The organism is Brucella sp. LJL56 (assembly GCF_054871705.1).
The window spans coordinates 962,262-978,182 of record NZ_JBTXLQ010000001.1; the positions used below are offsets into that span (position 1 = coordinate 962,262).

The following is a 15,921-nucleotide window of genomic DNA, read 5'->3' on the forward strand; positions in this document are numbered from 1 at the left end:
TGTCCTCTCCTCAGGCGTTAGCGGCCTTGACGGCTGCTGATACCGAAGCCTTGTCGGCCTTGGTGCCCAGAAGCTGTTCGACGATCTCTGCCGTGGTTTCCTCGGCAATGTTGCCGACGTCGTTCATGGCCTTGGCCTTGATCGCGGCGATGCGTTCTTCGGCTTCCTTGAGCTTGCCTTCCAGCACAGCTTCGGCGGAAGCGCGTTCTGCATCGGCTTCGCCCTTGCCCTTTTCACGCGCAGCTTCGGCGATCGAAGCAGCCTTGGTGCGGGCCTGGGTCAGTTCCTGTTCATAGGCAGCGATAGCGTTGTCGGCATCCTGCTTGAGGCGGGCTGCCTGCTCGAGATCCTGAGCAATGCGGTCACGACGGGTTTCGATCACGCCGCCGATGCGCGGCAGAACCACGCGCGACATGAACAGATAGAAAAGCCCGAAGGTGATCGCGAGCCAGAGAACCTGCGATGCATAATGGGTGGAATCAAACGGCGGAAATACGCCGCTGCCGTGTCCGGCATCGTGAGCGACCCCGGTTTCGGTGTGCACAGCATCGGCTGCGCCATGCTCACCAGCAGCAGGTGCTGGTTGCGATTCTGTGGCGGTTTGGGCAAACGCCGTGGACACGAACATCCAGATTTCCCCTTTAATCCAGCACGATCTGATCCTGATGGAGAAGGATCATGCCTTACTCAGACGACATATGCAAAGGCCAGCCGCGTCTGCATTTCTTTATGGAACAAGACCTTGCGGTGATGTTCCCAAAGCTGCTTCGCGGCCAGCCCGTTTCTTGCGACCGTTGATTAGACGGCGAAGAGGAGCAGAAGCGCGATGAGCAGCGAGAAGATGCCCAGAGCTTCCGTAACGGCGAAACCGAACACCAGACGGCCGAACTGGCTGTCAGCAGCGGACGGGTTGCGCAGAGCGCCGGAGAGGTATTGGCCGAAGATGTTGCCGAGGCCGAGAGCCGTACCGGCCATACCGAAACAGGCGAGACCGGCGCCGATGTACTTTGCTGCTTCCGCTTCCATGTTAAGCTCCTTCTGGATTGAATATAAGCGCGGATTTCAGTTCTGGCGGTCGCCCGCCGGCTTGAACTCAGTGTCCCGGATGTACTGCGTCGTTGATGTACATGCAGGTGAGAACGGTAAACACGTAGGCCTGCAGGAAGGCTACGAGGAATTCGAGTGCGGTGATCGCGACCGTCATGATCAGCGGCAGAACAGCACCGCCGATGCCGATGGGCCCGAGTGCGGCCAGCGAAACGACGAAGCCCGCAAAAACCTTGAGCGTGATGTGACCAGCGAGCATGTTCGCGAAAAGACGAACCGAAAGGCTGATCGGGCGCGACAGGAACGAGATGATTTCGATGGCGACAACCAGCGGCACGATGATGCCGGGAACGCCGCTCGGCACGAAGAGCTTGAGGAAGCCGAAACCGTGCTTGAAGAAACCGTAGACGATGACCGTGCCGATGACCAGGATGGCAAGCGCAAAGGTCACGATGATCTGGCTGGTGACCGTATAGAAATACGGAAAGAGACCGAGGAAGTTAGCAACCAGCACGAACATGAAGAGCGAGAAGACGAAGGGGAAGAACTTCATGCCCTTCGACCCTGCTGAATCTCTCAGGCTGGTGGCCACGAACTCGTAAGCCATTTCCGATACCGACTGAAGACGGGTCGGAATCAGGCCACGGCCCGAAGACGTCAGGTAGAGAAAGCCCGAAGCGACCACGACGGTTGCAACCATGAAGGCCGAAACATTCGTGAACGACAGGTCAACGCCGCCTACATCGATGGGAATCCACCGGGAAACCTGGAACTGATGGATCGGATCGTTCGCCACCTTAACCTCGTCTGTCTTCCCTGCCCGAAGGCAATTTGGCCTGCCCGAAGGCGATTTGGTCTGCCCGAAGGCGTTTCAGTCTCGGGCGCAAGGCCCGCTTATTCACTTACACTTGAACGAACTTTACCGTGAAGCCCGTCAAGCCCTATTTCTTGTCGTTCTTTTCCGCGCTAGATTTAATGTTACCCTGTTCAGCAACATATCCAGCGGAACGAAGCACGTTGAGGACGCCGGCACCGAAGCCCAGGAGGAGAAATACGATCAATCCCCAGGGCGATGTACCGGCGACACGATCGATGAACCAGCCAATCAGCGCACCGACCAGAACCCCCGCGATAAACTCGCTGGAAATCTTCATGGCCTGCGCGACCGAGCTTGCAGTCGCCGATCGCTCCTCTTCGGAAGCCGGTTGCTTGAGCACACCCTTCTTGGCCAGTTCGGCCTCCAGGCGGTTCAAACGCTGATCCAGCTCCCCGGAAGCGGGTTCGTTCTTCGCATTCTTGATGGTACCGGATGGCTTTCCGGGTTCAGTCCCGCGCGCCATTGGCAGCTCCTTTTTTCAAGAAATACGAGGATTTCAATCCCATTTCCAAGTTGCGCGCAACATATTGACACGCCGCCCGCTAGTCAAGGCGGTGCAGGCATTGCTCCAAAAGGTTTTTTATCAATAAATATCAATATGTTAGATATTCGTGCGACTCATTTTCCAACCAAAGGATCAGATTGGTCACATTATTGGCTAAAAAAACGGAATCGATTTTGGATGGTCGCGCCATATTCGCCTCAAGACGAAAGTCGGTCTTATGCGCCTGTTCGACCTTTTAGTCCGCTAACAAAAACGTGACTTGAAATCGACCTGATCCCGCCATGCCGAACGACCGGAAGGATCAGCTCCATCCGCCGCCATAGGTGCGGTAGAAAATGTGGAGACCGATCTTCGCGACCTTCTTCATGGTCGGCGCCCAGAACGGGCGAACATAGGTCGCGTGATAATGCGTGGCGGAGCCCACTTCCGGAAGCCAGATCTGACCAGCGGAAACCGTCTTCGCGACCTGCTGGGCCATACGCCATTGCGGCATTTCGGTCACGCGGTGCTTCTGGCCGTCACAGGCAAAGGAGAACTGGCAGGCATTGAGCCAGTCACGATTCTGGTAGACCACGCCGCAGATCGAACCCGGATAGGCGGGGTTGCGCACGCGGTTGAGGACGACCTGAGCGACGGCAACCTGCCCCTTCACTGTTTCGCCGCGCGCTTCATAATAGACGGCTTCGGCAAGGCACTTCTGCTCGCTCTTGCTGAAAGCGGAAGGCGGCAGAGGGGTTGCTGCCCATTCATGGTCCTTCTCGCCGATCGGCGGCACGAAGCGGCCTTCATCCGGCTGGGGCTTCAAAATACTCTCGAAAGGCGATGTCTTGCCATAGTCCGGCGTCGCAGGCGCATAACCAAGGGCCAGCGCATCCGGCTGGTCATTGGTAATGAGCTTGGCAAGCTGGGTCGGCATTTCAGAGCGTATTCTCGGCGGCTTGACCGCGTGGAATGCCATTGTGATGGCGACTTCCTTGCCTTCGAGCTTGCTGGAGAAGGCCATTTTCGCGTCCGTCTTTTCCGGCGGACGCGTGATCATGCTGATCTTGTCGAACATGCTGCCGGCGGTAAAAGCCTTGGCAGGTGCCTTGGGCTTGACTGAGACGAGACGGCCCGTCTTGTCGGCACGATTGATGCGGTTTTCATCCGGGTTCGGATCGTCCGCGCCAAGCTTTGCCGTCTTGCGCCCGCCAGAGAGTGCAACCCGGCCGATACCTGGCACTTCGATGCCGTTGGTGGCGATGCTGCCGGTTACCGTCGTTGCATCCACGAACGGCATTTCAGCCTGATGCACCGAGCCGACCGGTGCCTTGGCGACAAAGGCAGTCCAGCGATGCGATCCCATATCTGCCGACGGCACCAGGCTCGCCATGTCCTGAAAGGCAATCGCATTGGGGTTGAAAAGATATGTCACCGCCGCCAGAACCAGCGGCACCAGACGGTGCGGTTTATGAACTGTCTGGCGTGGCTTTGCCCGCACCGCGTAATAGCGCCCCTCTTCCGGACAATAGCCCGTGACAGGGTAATGCCACACCGGCTCGACAATGGCCTTCCTTCGACCAAACAGCGCTCGTAAAGATACAAGACGCACCGCACACTCCACTCACACTGACTTAACTGACGCCAGTGATAACGGAGTATTAACCTTGTCCAACGGGGAGGACACGCTTGCAGCTTTGGCTAATACAGTCATTATCAGCAGCGCGTTAACCATGAACGAATATGGTTAATGCAGGGTTTAAGCTCATTCGGCTTCACGAATGCCGGATAGCTATGGAGAGGGAGGTGCGTCATGGGTAAGGTCACGGGCGGTTGCCTGTGCGGCAATGTCCGCTTTGAAGCGTCGGGACAACCCTATCGGGTTGGCATCTGCCATTGCCTTGACTGTCGCAAGCACCACGGAGCCCTGTTTCACGCTTCGGCGATATTCCCTGAAGCTGCGGTTACGGTCGAGGGGGAAACCCGCGACTATGCGGGACGTCATTTCTGTCCTCGTTGTGGTTCTCCGGTTTTCGGGCGCAGCGCGGATGAAGTCGAGGTCAATCTCGGCTCGCTCGATGTGCCCGATCAATTCAAGCCGACCTATGAACTCTGGACGATCCGTCGCGAATCCTGGTTGCCGCCTTTCCCTGACATGAAAGGCTACGAGCGTGACCGCGATGGGTCGAGCCGCTTTGAGGATTAGCTGCCATCTTTTCTTTCATGACAACCGTTCTATTTGCGATAATGATATTGTTCTTCAAAGCTTCGGGGAGGAAGTTTATGCGGGGATTGAAGCTCGGGATTATTGGAGTGGTTTTCAGTTCTTTTGCGGCTGTTGCCACGGCGCAGGCCGATGACTGCCAGAACGCCAGTTCGCAGGCCGCACTCAATGAGTGTTATGGCAAAGCCTACAAGAAATCGGATGCCGAGCTGAACAAGGTCTTCAAGACCTTGCAGCGTCGCGCCGACGATGCCGACCTGAAGAAAAAGCTGGTTCAGTCGCAACGGACATGGATCGCCTTCCGCGATGCCGAATGCGACATGCAGACAGTTGGCGGCGGCAGTATCTCCGGTATGGCCTATTCGATCTGCCTGTCCGACCTGACGACGGAGCGCGTCAACGATCTGAAAAAATACCTGAAATGCGAGGAAGGTGACAGCAACTGCCCCTTCCCCTCCGCCAGCAACTGATCAGCACCATAATTATCAGTTCCGGCCCTCATAGGCGGCATCGAAGAATGCCTTTTCCAGTTCGACCGCACGCCGGAAGAACTGCTGGCATTGTTTTGCCGCTGCCGGGCCAACCCGGTCGAGCTCCGAGCGCAGGAAACCCACGAACTCCACGAAATATGGATTGTCGTGCAGCACGATCCATTCTGCGAAAATGAAATCGTCGGGCAGAGGCTTTGGCGCTTTTTCCGCCCAGTCGAGATAAAGCCATTCGGCAACCGTCAACACTGACAGGCAGGCCGCATAGGAGCCGGATCGTGCAGCCTCCAGCATCAGCTCCTTGAATGCTGCAGTTGGCGTTGCATCGGGCATATCGAAACGCTCGGTGTCAGCGACTGCAAGCTTTGCAAAAGCGCGCTCGAAATAGGAATTCTCGTCGCTGCTGATCATGCCGATGAAACGGCCCAATGTCAGCTTGGCCTCCATCCGGTCGCAATTGACGAGCGTTCCGCCCAGCAATGACAGAAAGCAGTCGATAAAGCGATGGTCTTGCACCAGATAGCGCGTCATGACACCGGGCGCGACTGAGCCCGCATGGATTTCGCCGACAAGGCGATGGCTGACAGCCTGCGACCAGAATGGTTCGGTGCTTTGCCGCAGGCGTTCAGAGAAGGCTTCGACGGTATTGTCTGACACGATGATCTCCATTTCCTTGAACGGAAACCTACTCAGCCAATGCTTACTATTTTACTGCCCAGCGTTCGATATCAGCGCTCTGTCCGATCAATGCGAGGCCGTTGGCGATGGAATCGAACTGGTTGGAGCTGGTCACCGCGGCGTCGGGGAAGCGGTTCTCAAACACGGTGCGGATGACCGGCACGAAAGACGTGCCGCCGGTCAGGAAAACGCGGTCGATAGCCGAAGTTTCAAGGCCCGCTCTGTCCACAGCCTGCTGGACCGATTGTTCGATCTGGCGCACATCGTCAAAGATCCAGTTTTCGAAATCATTGCGTGTGACGTCAGAGCGGATTTCAAAATCGTCCGCCTTGAAGTGTAATTCGCATATGCGTTGCGAAGAAAGACGCACTTTCAGGTCCGATACAGCGCGATAGATTTCATAGCCGTAATCGTTCTCAATCAGATTGATGAAATGTTCGAGCGGCTTCGGATCAACCGCTTGCCGGGCCAGTTCATCCAGATCGCGAATAGTCGCCGGAGAGTTCATCAGGAACAGCGTGTTCCAGCGCGCAAAATTTGCATAATAATGGTTCGGTATCGTCAGCCGCTTGCCAAACGACTGGTACTCCGTACCCTTCCCGAGCAGCGGCGACACGGCATTGTCGATGATGCGATAGTCGAATGTATCCCCCGCAATGCCAAGACCCGTCTGGCTGAGAGGCATGAAGCTGAGACCATCCTTACCCACTTCGAACCGCACGATTGAAAAGTCGCTCGTACCGCCGCCGAAGTCGGCGACCAGAACGGTCGATGCGGCTTTCAGCTCCTGTGCATAGAAATAAGCCGCAGCAACAGGCTCATAGACATAGTGGATATCGGTGAAGCCGAACGCCCGGAACGCTTTTTCATAGCGCTGCATGGCCAGCGCCTCGTCCGGTGAAGCGCCTGCAAAAATCACCGGCCTGCCGATGACCACGCGGTTACCTTTCGGTGGCAGGCGGTCGCCCAGCCGTGCGGCGACCGTTTCGAGGAAGGTCGTCAGAATATCCTCGAACTTGAACCGCTTGCCGAAAACCGGCGTATCGGTGAAGGATTTTGATGCCGCAAATGTCTTGAACGATTGCAGCATGCGCGTGGAATGCGGCGCGTTGACGAATACATCCATCGCCCACGGCCCGCTTTCAACGGTGCGTTCGCCGGTTTCACGATCCTGCCAGAAACAAAGGATCGAACGGTAGCCCGTAACGTCGACCCCATCTTTCGGTACGCTCAGAACCGCTGTCGTGCCGTCAGGCGATGCGACGGAAATAACTGTATTGGTCGTGCCAAAATCGATGCCCAATGTCACGCCGTCAAAACGGCTCTGAACAGCCTTCGTCATCACTGCACCTTTTTGGAGAAAAACGGAGAGCGGGCGAATTAGCAGTCGCCGAAGGCAAGCTCAACCCGAAAGTACCAAATTAAGTGCTGGTTGTGATCACGATCGCGATCATCGGCGTCCAGATGATAAAAATTTTCGGTCGCGTAAATGTTAATGAAGGTCTTTAAAGTTTACATGAATTTTGTTTTCGGCCTGTTAGGTTTCTGCGCCGCATCTGGAGTGGTTCGTCTTTCACTCACATCCCCTGAACTGCTCCGCTTATTTGTTTTCACCGTCTTCGCAATACCGGATGTTTTGCATTCGGTTTCGCTATGTTCAAGTTCACCCAACAGATGAAAGCGATACTCATGGCGTTTCTCTCACGTACGGTTCTTGCCACGCTCCTCCTTTCGGCCAGTGCGCTTCCCCACGTTGCAAATGCACAGGAAACAACCGGCCAGCCAATAGCAACCGGCTATCACAGCAGCGGTCAGGCGACTGCGGAGGTAAGCGGTGTCGTGGCCGACGGCGACAAGCTGACGGTCAAGGTTCGTTTCATCAACGCAAGGGAAGGCGGAAGTGTTTCCACGACGCTTTACACCGCGCTGTCGGACGAAGATTACGAGAATGACTACTATCTCCTCGCGGGCGACAAGAAATACCTTCTGCTGAAAGATTCCGAAGGCAAGCCGCTCGCTCCGGCATCGGTTTCCCTGTTTGGCACCGGTCACGTCGTCGGTGTTTGGCACGGCGTCTTTCCCGCTCCACCGAAAGGCCAGAAGATAACGCTCTATATCAAGGGGGTCGAGCCGCTCGGGCCTTTCGCCGTTCCCGCCGAATAGGGGCTGACCATGACCAATAAGATCATAGGCAGCATCGCTTTAGGGCTTGCCGTGCTCTGCCTGCCGTCCATTGCGGCAGCGCAGAATACAAGCACCGACAACAGCGCTTATATTCGCGACCTCGTGCCCGAAATCCGTGATCTGGTTTCGGCATCGGGCAGCACCGATGGCAAGGCGCGTGGCCTGTCCGGTGCGGCACAGGAGATTGTCGAGAAGAGTGGCAATATCACCATGCGGGAAACCGATGACAGCATCGTCCTTTCCGTGACCAGCGATATTCTGTTCGATTTCGACAGTGCCAAACTGACCGGCAAAGCCAAGGCAACGCTGACCGACATTGCGAAGATACTGAACACCACGGATTCTGCCGTTCGCGTTGTCGGCCATACGGACTCCAAGGGGTCCGACAGCTACAACGACAAACTGTCGAAAAATCGTGCCAATGCGGTCGCGAAGTTTCTCATGAACAATGGTGTTCAATCGGCACGGCTGAAACCGGAAGGGCATGGCGAAAGCGAGCCTGTCGCGCCCAACGAAATCAAGGGCAAGGACAATCCCGACGGTCGAGCACAGAACCGGCGTGTCGAATTTGTGCTGCCGAAGGCGTGATGCCGTCTCATCCCTTCAAACAAAAAAGCCCGGAGCAATCCGGGCTTTTTCCCTGTGTGACGTTTATTTCTTTTTCTTCGCGCGGCCTGCGAACGGATTGTCCGAGGTGCGCAATGAAAGCCGGATCGGCACGCCCGGCATGTCGAAGGTTTCGCGCAGACCGTTGATGAGGTAGCGCACATAGGATTGCGGCATCGCATCGGGGCGCGAGCAGGAAACGACGAAGCCCGGCGGGCGGGTCTTCACCTGCGTCATATATTTCACCTTCAAGCGGCGACCCGAGACTGCCGGCGGCGGCTGATGCGTGATAACGCCTCCCAGCCAGCGGTTGAGACGTCCGGTGGAAACGCGACGGTTCCAGATTTCGTGGGTTTTGACGACATTCTCCATGAGCTTGTCGATACCCTGTCCGCGCTCGCCGGAAATCGGCACGGCGCGAAGCCCGCGCACCTGCGGCAGCAGGCGGGCCGTCTTTTCGTAAAGATCGGCCAGAACCATCTGGCGGTCCTCGATCAGATCCCATTTGTTGAAGGCGATGATCGGTGCACGGCCTTCACGGATGATGAGATCGGCGATCTGCAGATCCTGCTTTTCAAACGGGATCGTCGCATCGAGCACGATGATCACGACTTCCGCAAAACGGATTGCGCGCAGGCCGTCAGCAACCGAAAGCTTTTCGAGCTTTTCCTGCACGCGCGACTTGCGGCGCAGGCCAGCCGTGTCGAACAGCTTGATCTTGCGACCTTGCCACTCCCAATCAACCGAAATCGAGTCACGCGTGATGCCCGCTTCCGGCCCGGTCAGCAGGCGGTCTTCACCGAGCATCGTATTGATGAGCGTCGACTTGCCAGCATTGGGCCGGCCGACAATGGCGATGCGCAGCGGCTTGGTCGCATCATAGGCCGGAATGATTTCCTCATCCGGGTCTTCGATGTCGTCGCCGATCAGTTCGCCGACAGCCTTCGGCGTGAAAACCTCATCTGCGACTTCCTCTTCCTTCTCGTCGGCAAAGGCGCGCTCTTCGCCCAGAAGCTCGACAATCGCGTCACGCAGGTCGGGCATGCCCTGACCGTGTTCGGCAGAGATTGGGCATGGTTCGCCGAGGCCAAGCTGGAAAGCGTCATACATGCCGGATTGCGCGCCGCGCGCTTCCGCCTTGTTGGCGACCAGCACCACCGGCTTGCCGGAACGGCGCACCACTTCAGCAAAAGTGCTGTCGGTCGGCGTCAGGCCGTTCTTGGCATCGACGACGAACAAAATCACGTCGGCTTCCTGAATGGCAGCCTCGGTCTGGGCGCGCATGCGCGCTTCCAGGCTGTCATTGGCAGCTTCTTCAAGACCTGCCGTGTCGATGACCTGAAACTTCAGATCGTAGAGCTTGGCATCGTGGATGCGCCGGTCGCGCGTGACGCCCGGCAGGTCATCGACCAGCGCCAGCTTGCGGCCGACGAGGCGATTGAACAGCGTGGACTTGCCGACATTGGGACGCCCGACGATGGCGACTGTGAAACCCATGGGAGAAGATAACTCCAGAAATTATGATTATGTGCTTTGCGCGTCAGGCACCTTGATGCCTGCGCTACGCATCAGATCGAGCATCGTATTGGCACGCTGGCGGATATTGGCCGGAGCAAGGCTATCGTTTGCGATCTGCTGGAACAGTTTGACCGCATCATCGAACCGCTCAGCCTTCCAGGCAGCAAGTCCCAACGCTTCCCGTGCGCTTGAGCGCATCGGATTGCCGTCTGCGGAAAGCGTTTCGACGCGCTTGGCGACATCGTCATAGGAACCGCTGTCAACCAGCAGATAACCGGCACGCAGGCGAGCCACGTCGCGAAGCGGTGCAGGCACAGCGTTATCGGCAGCAACCTCATCAAACGCCTTCACGGCACCGGCGGCATCGCCCTTGTCCGCGATGACCGATGCGGCGCGAAGACGTGCCAGAACCGGATAGGAGCCGTAGCCGGTCTTTTCCAGATCATCGAGCGCGGTCAACGCCTCGTCGTTCTTGCCTTCCGAAGCCAGATCCAGTGCGGCAAGGAACTTGTCACCGGACGCAGAGGCCTTGCTGTCGACCCAGTGTTGATAACCGACCCAGCCAGCCGTTCCCAGAACGATGGCCACAGCACCGCCGATCAGCAGCGGACCGAAGTTCTGCCAGACCTGCTTTGCCCGTTCCGAACGGATTTCCTCGTTTACCTCGCGAATGAAACTGTCGTCTGCCATGGACCTGCCACTAAAGCCAAATTGATGTTCGTATTTGTTCGTTCTGGCGCTTTTAGTCGCATTTCGCGCCATATGTAAGACCCGTCTGCGAAATAAGCCGAAACACGCGTCACAAAGTGCATTTCGGTCCGACAATAGCCTTATTCAAGAAGTAGCCACAGAATTTCTGGAACTGTTCTCTCCCCCGCCTCGTTTAGTGGTTCATGCGCATTCTGTCCCCCCGCCCTCTTCTTCTGTCCGCCTTCGTTCTGGCCACCTGCACTGCACAGGCAGAACCTGTGTCCGCAAAGCCGCAATATGTGCTGATTTCCTTCGATGGCGCACATGACAATGCGCTGTGGACCCGCTCGCGCGAGCTGGCAAAGAAGAACAACGCCCATTTCACCTATTTCCTCTCTTGCGTCTTCCTGATGACCAAGCAGGATCGGCGCGATTACAAGCCGCCCCACAAGCGGGCCGGTTCGTCCAATGTCGGCTTTGCGCTGAGCCGCGACGAAGTTGTCACCCGCCTTGACAATATCTGGCAGGCGCATCTGGAAGGAAACGAAATCGCCAGTCATGGCTGTGGCCATTTTGACGGCACCGACTGGTCGACCGCCGACTGGGATACGGAAATCAAGGAATTCCGCCGCATTACCGCTGATGCCTACAGGAATAACGGCATCGACGGTGAACCGGAAGGCTGGCGCAATCTTGCGCTGAAGGGCATCGACGGTTTCCGCGCGCCCTATCTTGCCGCATCGAAGCCGGTGCAGGATGCGCTCAAGGCAAACGGGTTCCGCTATCAGGCGTCCTCCATCACGCGCGGCCCCGAGGAGCCGACCCTTGCCGGTCAGTTTGCTTCATTCGGATTGCCGCTTGTGCCGGAAGGACCATCGCAGCGCCCCATCGTGGCGATGGATTATAATCTTTATGTCCGCCACTCGAAGGGCAAGGAAGCCGTGCCGCAATCAGCGGCTTTCGAGGAAAGGGCCTATAAAGCTTTCCGGGCGGCGTTCGACAAGCAATATGCGGGCGAACGTAACCCGCTCCAGCTCGGCTTCCATTTCGTGCTGATGAATGACGGCGCCTATTGGCGTGCCATGGAGCGGCTCGTTACAGAAGTCTGCACCAAGCCCGACGTCAAATGTACCACCTACAGCAACTATCTGGACAGCCTCGACAGGGACACTGTCCATAACGACCAGAGCAGATCCTGACCTTATGTCGAAGGGGTTGTACCGAGGCTTGCGCTTTCAAGCGATGGCAGCGGCTCATCACGGATGACCGCCTCGAAAGCCCTCAGACGCTTGTAGATCGACAGCAGTTCGATGATCGTCGTCCATGAATTGACGAGATACTGGAACGATCCCTGCACCTGCGAGAAGACATTGCTGATCTGACTCATCAAGCCAAGGGTCAGCTTGCCTGCCACGATGGATGGTATGAGAATAACTGTTGGGAAAATATTGTCCGCCTGCAAGTAAACAATGCGGGCAACGTTGAAATAGACATAGTGGAAATAGAGCCGGAAATAATTATGCCGGACGTTGCCGAATAATTCGCGCATTGTGGCTGGTTCAGCCCGATCCGCATGATCCTCGCCATAGACCAGCTCCTTGCGGTAGGCCGCTTCAACGCGCTGATTGTTGAACTCCAGTCCCGGCAGCTTGATACCAACCAGCGACAGTAAACCAGTGCCGAAAGCAGCCCAGAAAATCGCCGCCCAGACAAGTGCATGTGGAATAACGCCGATAACTGGCAGTTCATTGATCTTTTCGGAGAAGCTGAACAGAACCGGCAGAAAAGCGATCAGCGTCATCACCGATTTTACGAGGCTGACGCCAAGCTGTTCCAGCGTCGTGGAAAAGCGCATCGTGTCTTCCTGCACGCGCTGGGCTGCACCTTCGATGGAACGCAGTTGCGGCCAATGGCTCATATAGTAGTCGTTCATCGCCGTGCGCCATCGGAAGATATAATGGCTGACAAAGAAAAGGCTCAGCACACCGATCGTCACGGCAATGAGAGCGATCCCTAGGAAATCAACGGTACCCCAGTAAAAATCACTGGCCGTAACGGCACCCGGCGTCGACAACGCCTTCTGCACCATATCGTAAAACGGTCCATACCAGGCATTAACCGCCACACTGGCCTGTACCGAAAAATAGGTGGTGAACAGGATCAAGGCCGATCCAAGGATTGACCAGCGCTGCCATGGGTGCGGTGAAAACCACGCCCAGAACAGGTAGAAAGCGAACGTCGCCACCGCGAAATAGACATAGAACCAGAGAAACGGCGCCGACCAAAACAGGCTTGCACCGATGATCGGCGCCGCGTCATGCGCCAGAGGCGGCAGACCGAATGTTGCGCCCAGCCTTTCCCCTCCTTCATACCAGCCGAGCACCGCAAGCAGGCTCCAGACCAGCGCGGACCAGAAGAACAATTTCGGGCGAGGAAAGAATGACACAAACACTGAATTTCAGTCCGGCTTCGTGAGGTTTTTTTCATAAAACGCCGGTCTTTGCACCTTTACCAGTTAAATTCTTGTAAGGTTTCAGCTCTGTGATCTTGTCATGCGGCCCGCCATGATGCCAAGCACTGCGACGACCACCAGCGAAAGCGCTGCGGCCAGACTTGCCGAAGTGAACGAACCGGAACGCTGCGCCATGAAGCCTGCGACCAGCGGGCCGACGATCTGGCCGATGCTGAAGCAGACCGTCATCCGCGCCAAGGCGCGTTTGGGAGACGCCGGTGCAAGCGTGCGGGCGATCTGCAATCCGAACGCCGTCAACGCCATGAAAGTGATGCCCAGAAGCGCACCCCCCACCAGGGGCCCCAGCGGCGGCGCCAGAACCACGCTCGCGGCAACGCCGACAGCCTCCAGAATGGCCGTCAGGGCAAAAGCGTTGAAGAGGCCGAACTTCTTCGCAGCCGGTGCCCACAGCCAGATCGAGGGCGCGGCCGTCAGGCCGGTCACCACCCACACGGCCGCTTCCATCAGTGGGCCGCCATCGGTTGCGCGCACAATTGCAATGAGGAAGGTGGCCGTGATCACATAGCCAAAGCCGAAAATTCCATAGCCCAGCGCCAGCGCGTTGAAGGCGAAGCTCTTGGGAAGCGGCGGTTCACGCGTGCCGCTGTTGCCACCGACCGGCCCTTCCCTGACGAAAGCCGCAACCAGAACAACCATCACAATGGTCAGAACCGCAGCACCGATCCAGTCGGCCCGCCAGCCCTGCCCGGCAAAACGGATCAGCGCCACCAGAACGGCAGAAAGTGCAATGCCGCTGCCGACGCCGCCGAAATGAAGGGCTCCCAGCCCGGCTCTTTCCGCCGCCGTGACATGGCTCAGCACGATTGCCGTGCAAAGGATCATCGTCACCGCGCTGATGAAACCAGCGGCAAAGCGGATGATGGAGAACAGCCAGACACCGTCAAAAAGCGCCATGGCCGCGCATAGCAATCCGCTGATGATCAGGCCCGCAATGACGCTTGCTCGTTCGATGCCCGCAGACCATCCATAACCGGCAACAATCGCTCCCAGCAGGTAGCCGATATAGTTTGCCGATGCGATGAAACCTGCATCGGTGGCCGTGAAGCCGACATCGGCCATCATTCCCGGCAGGATCGGCGTATAGATGAAACGCCCGATCCCCATGGCAGCAGCCATGGCCAGAAAACCGCCGAAAGCATAACGGACGGCAGTGCGGTGTTGTGAAGATACAGGCTTGGTCATTTCCAGGGAGGTCTCGGTCATTGGCGGGAAAATATACCTCAATCATCCGGGGACAATTGAATTTTTCTGATCGGACCGATCACGCGGATTGAGGCTGAAACTGTCCCTCAGCACGTTAGAGCGCGTCTCGATCCGATTGAATCAGATCGGCGCTCTAAATATTAGTTTTAACGCGCATCTGATCCGAAAACCGTTTCACACTTTTCGGGATGCGCTCTAACACTAACCACAGAGTTGGGTTTGAACTCCGCCAAAGCAGACCTACAATAGATTTGCTACACTTTCTTGATGGAGGATCAGGATGAATAGAACAGGACTATCCGTTTGTCTGTTGATCGCCGTTACGATCACCGCCACAGGGGCAGTTCAGGCGCAGGAACTGAAGACGATGGACGATGTCGGCAGCGCGTTGAACGCCTGCTGGTCTCCGCCTTCAGGCAGCAAGAATTCCGCCGTTACTCTCAGCTTCAGCTTCAAGCGAGACGGAAGCCTGATGGGACCGCCGCGCGCCAGCGCGATCAACGTTCAGGGCGATGACAAGGCCAAAAAGGCATTCGTGAACGCTGCAATCGAGGCGGTCGAAAAATGCACGCCGCTGAAACTTGCCCCTTCGCTGGCACAGGGCATCGGCGGGAGTGTCTTCACCATGCAGTTTCATTCATCTGATTAATCAAGACGCTCACGTTCAAATGAGGTCTTGCGAATCACATAAGTGTATGCTTATGTGATTTCATGAATGAGAACGATATATTTCGGGCGCTTGCCGACCCGACTCGCCGGATGATTTTCGAGAAGCTGGCATCGGGCAGCATGAATGCCAGTGCGCTGCGCGAAGGCATGGAGATCAGCCAGCCCGCCATGTCGCAGCATCTCGCAGTGTTGCGCGGTGCGGGACTGGTGCGTGAGGAACGTGAGGGACGCTTCGTCAATTACGAAGTCGATCCGAACGGACTGGCGCTCATCGCGAACTGGCTTGCGAAATACCGCGCTTACTGGCCGGAACGTATCGACGCTCTCAAAACCTTGCTGAAGGATATGGACCAATGACCGACCGGCAGGAAGAACCACGCGGAAAAGGCATTGAGTTGGAATATGCGCTGGATGCCGCGCCGCAGAAAGTGTGGCGCGCGATCAGCATTCCGGAGTTTCGCGAAAACTGGCTTCCGTCCGAGGCACTGGCCGATCCGGAGCCTGCATCCTGCAAACCCGGCGAGGAAATAAGCTACCGGATGCGGGAAAGCGAACCGCCCTTTCTGGAAAGCATGGTCACGTTCCGTATTGTACCGGGTATTTCCGGCGGCACCTGCCTGCGCGTCATCCATGAGCTGAACGATACGCGCCTGAAGCGCGTCGCGGCAGTTGCCGCCAACAGCAACCGGGCGCCGATGATGCTCGCAGCCTAAACTATCT

At 57.0% G+C, this 15,921-nt stretch carries 19 protein-coding genes; 8 read left to right on the top strand and 11 right to left on the bottom strand.

From position 1 onward, the window contains the following. Window positions 1-10: 10 nt before the first annotated feature. The 5 genes from ACYSN1_RS04750 to ACYSN1_RS04770 all read right to left on the bottom strand — a co-directional run bounded on the left by ACYSN1_RS04750 (window position 11) and on the right by ACYSN1_RS04770 (window position 4,020). Window positions 11-628 carry a F0F1 ATP synthase subunit B gene (locus ACYSN1_RS04750; protein WP_140020078.1) on the bottom strand — a complete coding sequence of 206 codons (618 nt, stop codon included), beginning with the start codon at window positions 626-628 and terminating at the stop codon, window positions 11-13. Window positions 629-798: 170 nt separating this feature from the next. Next, the gene (locus ACYSN1_RS04755) at window positions 799-1,026 is read right to left on the bottom strand and encodes a F0F1 ATP synthase subunit C (protein WP_002963544.1); all 228 of its coding nucleotides are present in this window, start codon (window positions 1,024-1,026) and stop codon (window positions 799-801) included. Window positions 1,027-1,093: 67 nt separating this feature from the next. Further along, entirely contained in the window at window positions 1,094-1,843 is a 750-nt protein-coding gene (locus tag ACYSN1_RS04760; RefSeq protein WP_061345083.1) for a F0F1 ATP synthase subunit A, read from the bottom strand. Between the two features lie 145 nt (window positions 1,844-1,988). After that, window positions 1,989-2,387, bottom strand: coding sequence for an AtpZ/AtpI family protein (locus tag ACYSN1_RS04765; RefSeq protein ID WP_140020080.1), 399 nt, complete (start codon window positions 2,385-2,387; stop codon window positions 1,989-1,991). Between the two features lie 343 nt (window positions 2,388-2,730). After that, window positions 2,731-4,020 (bottom strand): cell wall hydrolase, encoded by a 1,290-nt coding sequence (locus ACYSN1_RS04770; RefSeq protein WP_461724611.1) that lies wholly within the window; start codon window positions 4,018-4,020, stop codon window positions 2,731-2,733. Window positions 4,021-4,221: 201 nt separating this feature from the next. On the opposite strand from ACYSN1_RS04770, the gene ACYSN1_RS04775 reads away from it, so the two are divergent. After that, window positions 4,222-4,614, top strand: a complete 393-nt coding sequence (locus ACYSN1_RS04775) for a GFA family protein (RefSeq protein WP_461724612.1) — start codon at window positions 4,222-4,224, stop codon at window positions 4,612-4,614. A gap of 77 nt (window positions 4,615-4,691) precedes the next feature. Further along, on the top strand, window positions 4,692-5,102 hold the full coding sequence (locus ACYSN1_RS04780; RefSeq protein ID WP_461724613.1) for a lysozyme inhibitor LprI family protein: 411 nt from the start codon (window positions 4,692-4,694) through the stop codon (window positions 5,100-5,102). A 15-nt stretch (window positions 5,103-5,117) separates the two neighbouring features. Here ACYSN1_RS04780 and ACYSN1_RS04785 read toward each other — a convergent pair whose 3' ends face one another. Both ACYSN1_RS04785 and ACYSN1_RS04790 read right to left on the bottom strand, forming a co-directional pair. Further along, window positions 5,118-5,789, bottom strand: coding sequence for a TenA family protein (locus ACYSN1_RS04785; RefSeq protein ID WP_461724614.1), 672 nt, complete (start codon window positions 5,787-5,789; stop codon window positions 5,118-5,120). A gap of 34 nt (window positions 5,790-5,823) precedes the next feature. Further along, on the bottom strand, window positions 5,824-7,140 hold the full coding sequence (locus ACYSN1_RS04790; RefSeq protein WP_461724615.1) for an Hsp70 family protein: 1,317 nt from the start codon (window positions 7,138-7,140) through the stop codon (window positions 5,824-5,826). A 347-nt stretch (window positions 7,141-7,487) separates the two neighbouring features. Here ACYSN1_RS04790 and ACYSN1_RS04795 point away from each other — a divergent pair, with 347 nt between their 5' ends. Both ACYSN1_RS04795 and ACYSN1_RS04800 read left to right on the top strand, forming a co-directional pair. Beyond that, entirely contained in the window at window positions 7,488-7,961 is a 474-nt protein-coding gene (locus ACYSN1_RS04795) for a hypothetical protein (RefSeq protein ID WP_461724616.1), read from the top strand. 9 nt (window positions 7,962-7,970) lie between these two features. Beyond that, window positions 7,971-8,570, top strand: coding sequence for an OmpA family protein (locus tag ACYSN1_RS04800; protein WP_461724617.1), 600 nt, complete (start codon window positions 7,971-7,973; stop codon window positions 8,568-8,570). Between the two features lie 63 nt (window positions 8,571-8,633). Here the strand turns inward: ACYSN1_RS04800 and der are convergent, their stop codons facing one another. Both der and ACYSN1_RS04810 read right to left on the bottom strand, forming a co-directional pair. Further along, window positions 8,634-10,085, bottom strand: coding sequence for a ribosome biogenesis GTPase Der (gene der / locus ACYSN1_RS04805; RefSeq protein WP_461724618.1), 1,452 nt, complete (start codon window positions 10,083-10,085; stop codon window positions 8,634-8,636). A 27-nt stretch (window positions 10,086-10,112) separates the two neighbouring features. After that, on the bottom strand, window positions 10,113-10,796 hold the full coding sequence (locus tag ACYSN1_RS04810) for a tetratricopeptide repeat protein (RefSeq protein ID WP_461724619.1): 684 nt from the start codon (window positions 10,794-10,796) through the stop codon (window positions 10,113-10,115). Between the two features lie 203 nt (window positions 10,797-10,999). On the opposite strand from ACYSN1_RS04810, the gene ACYSN1_RS04815 reads away from it, so the two are divergent. Beyond that, entirely contained in the window at window positions 11,000-11,995 is a 996-nt protein-coding gene (locus tag ACYSN1_RS04815) for a polysaccharide deacetylase family protein (RefSeq protein ID WP_461724620.1), read from the top strand. A gap of 2 nt (window positions 11,996-11,997) precedes the next feature. On the opposite strand, the gene sbmA is transcribed toward ACYSN1_RS04815, so the two are convergent. Both sbmA and ACYSN1_RS04825 read right to left on the bottom strand, forming a co-directional pair. Then, a complete protein-coding gene (gene sbmA, locus ACYSN1_RS04820) occupies window positions 11,998-13,248 on the bottom strand; it encodes a peptide antibiotic transporter SbmA (RefSeq protein ID WP_461724621.1) in 1,251 nt (416 codons plus the stop codon). A gap of 81 nt (window positions 13,249-13,329) precedes the next feature. Continuing rightward, window positions 13,330-14,511, bottom strand: coding sequence for a YbfB/YjiJ family MFS transporter (locus ACYSN1_RS04825; protein ID WP_461725279.1), 1,182 nt, complete (start codon window positions 14,509-14,511; stop codon window positions 13,330-13,332). 301 nt (window positions 14,512-14,812) lie between these two features. Here ACYSN1_RS04825 and ACYSN1_RS04830 point away from each other — a divergent pair, with 301 nt between their 5' ends. From ACYSN1_RS04830 to ACYSN1_RS04840, 3 genes are all read left to right on the top strand, one after another. Then, a complete protein-coding gene (locus ACYSN1_RS04830) occupies window positions 14,813-15,181 on the top strand; it encodes a hypothetical protein (protein ID WP_461724622.1) in 369 nt (122 codons plus the stop codon). A gap of 62 nt (window positions 15,182-15,243) precedes the next feature. After that, window positions 15,244-15,558 carry an ArsR/SmtB family transcription factor gene (locus ACYSN1_RS04835; RefSeq protein ID WP_461724623.1) on the top strand — a complete coding sequence of 105 codons (315 nt, stop codon included), beginning with the start codon at window positions 15,244-15,246 and terminating at the stop codon, window positions 15,556-15,558. Beyond that, window positions 15,555-15,914 carry an SRPBCC family protein gene (locus ACYSN1_RS04840; RefSeq protein ID WP_461724624.1) on the top strand — a complete coding sequence of 120 codons (360 nt, stop codon included), beginning with the start codon at window positions 15,555-15,557 and terminating at the stop codon, window positions 15,912-15,914. Before ACYSN1_RS04835 ends, ACYSN1_RS04840 begins: the two co-directional genes overlap by 4 nt. Window positions 15,915-15,921: the final 7 nt, after the last annotated feature.

What these genes read in the sequence shown, in the direction of transcription:
- ACYSN1_RS04810 (WP_461724619.1), bottom strand. Translation starts at nt 10,796, where the DNA reads ATGGCAGACGACAGTTTCATTCGCGAGGTAAACGAGGAAATCCGTTCG.
- ACYSN1_RS04795 (WP_461724616.1), top strand. Translation starts at nt 7,488, where the DNA reads ATGGCGTTTCTCTCACGTACGGTTCTTGCCACGCTCCTCCTTTCGGCC.
- ACYSN1_RS04800 (WP_461724617.1), top strand. Translation starts at nt 7,971, where the DNA reads ATGACCAATAAGATCATAGGCAGCATCGCTTTAGGGCTTGCCGTGCTC.
- ACYSN1_RS04790 (WP_461724615.1), bottom strand. Translation starts at nt 7,140, where the DNA reads ATGACGAAGGCTGTTCAGAGCCGTTTTGACGGCGTGACATTGGGCATC.
- ACYSN1_RS04765 (WP_140020080.1), bottom strand. Translation starts at nt 2,387, where the DNA reads ATGGCGCGCGGGACTGAACCCGGAAAGCCATCCGGTACCATCAAGAAT.
- ACYSN1_RS04785 (WP_461724614.1), bottom strand. Translation starts at nt 5,789, where the DNA reads ATGGAGATCATCGTGTCAGACAATACCGTCGAAGCCTTCTCTGAACGC.
- ACYSN1_RS04780 (WP_461724613.1), top strand. Translation starts at nt 4,692, where the DNA reads ATGCGGGGATTGAAGCTCGGGATTATTGGAGTGGTTTTCAGTTCTTTT.
- ACYSN1_RS04815 (WP_461724620.1), top strand. Translation starts at nt 11,000, where the DNA reads ATGCGCATTCTGTCCCCCCGCCCTCTTCTTCTGTCCGCCTTCGTTCTG.
- ACYSN1_RS04840 (WP_461724624.1), top strand. Translation starts at nt 15,555, where the DNA reads ATGACCGACCGGCAGGAAGAACCACGCGGAAAAGGCATTGAGTTGGAA.
- ACYSN1_RS04830 (WP_461724622.1), top strand. Translation starts at nt 14,813, where the DNA reads ATGAATAGAACAGGACTATCCGTTTGTCTGTTGATCGCCGTTACGATC.
- ACYSN1_RS04835 (WP_461724623.1), top strand. Translation starts at nt 15,244, where the DNA reads ATGAATGAGAACGATATATTTCGGGCGCTTGCCGACCCGACTCGCCGG.
- ACYSN1_RS04750 (WP_140020078.1), bottom strand. Translation starts at nt 628, where the DNA reads ATGTTCGTGTCCACGGCGTTTGCCCAAACCGCCACAGAATCGCAACCA.
- ACYSN1_RS04775 (WP_461724612.1), top strand. Translation starts at nt 4,222, where the DNA reads ATGGGTAAGGTCACGGGCGGTTGCCTGTGCGGCAATGTCCGCTTTGAA.
- ACYSN1_RS04825 (WP_461725279.1), bottom strand. Translation starts at nt 14,511, where the DNA reads ATGACCAAGCCTGTATCTTCACAACACCGCACTGCCGTCCGTTATGCT.
- ACYSN1_RS04755 (WP_002963544.1), bottom strand. Translation starts at nt 1,026, where the DNA reads ATGGAAGCGGAAGCAGCAAAGTACATCGGCGCCGGTCTCGCCTGTTTC.
- der (WP_461724618.1), bottom strand. Translation starts at nt 10,085, where the DNA reads ATGGGTTTCACAGTCGCCATCGTCGGGCGTCCCAATGTCGGCAAGTCC.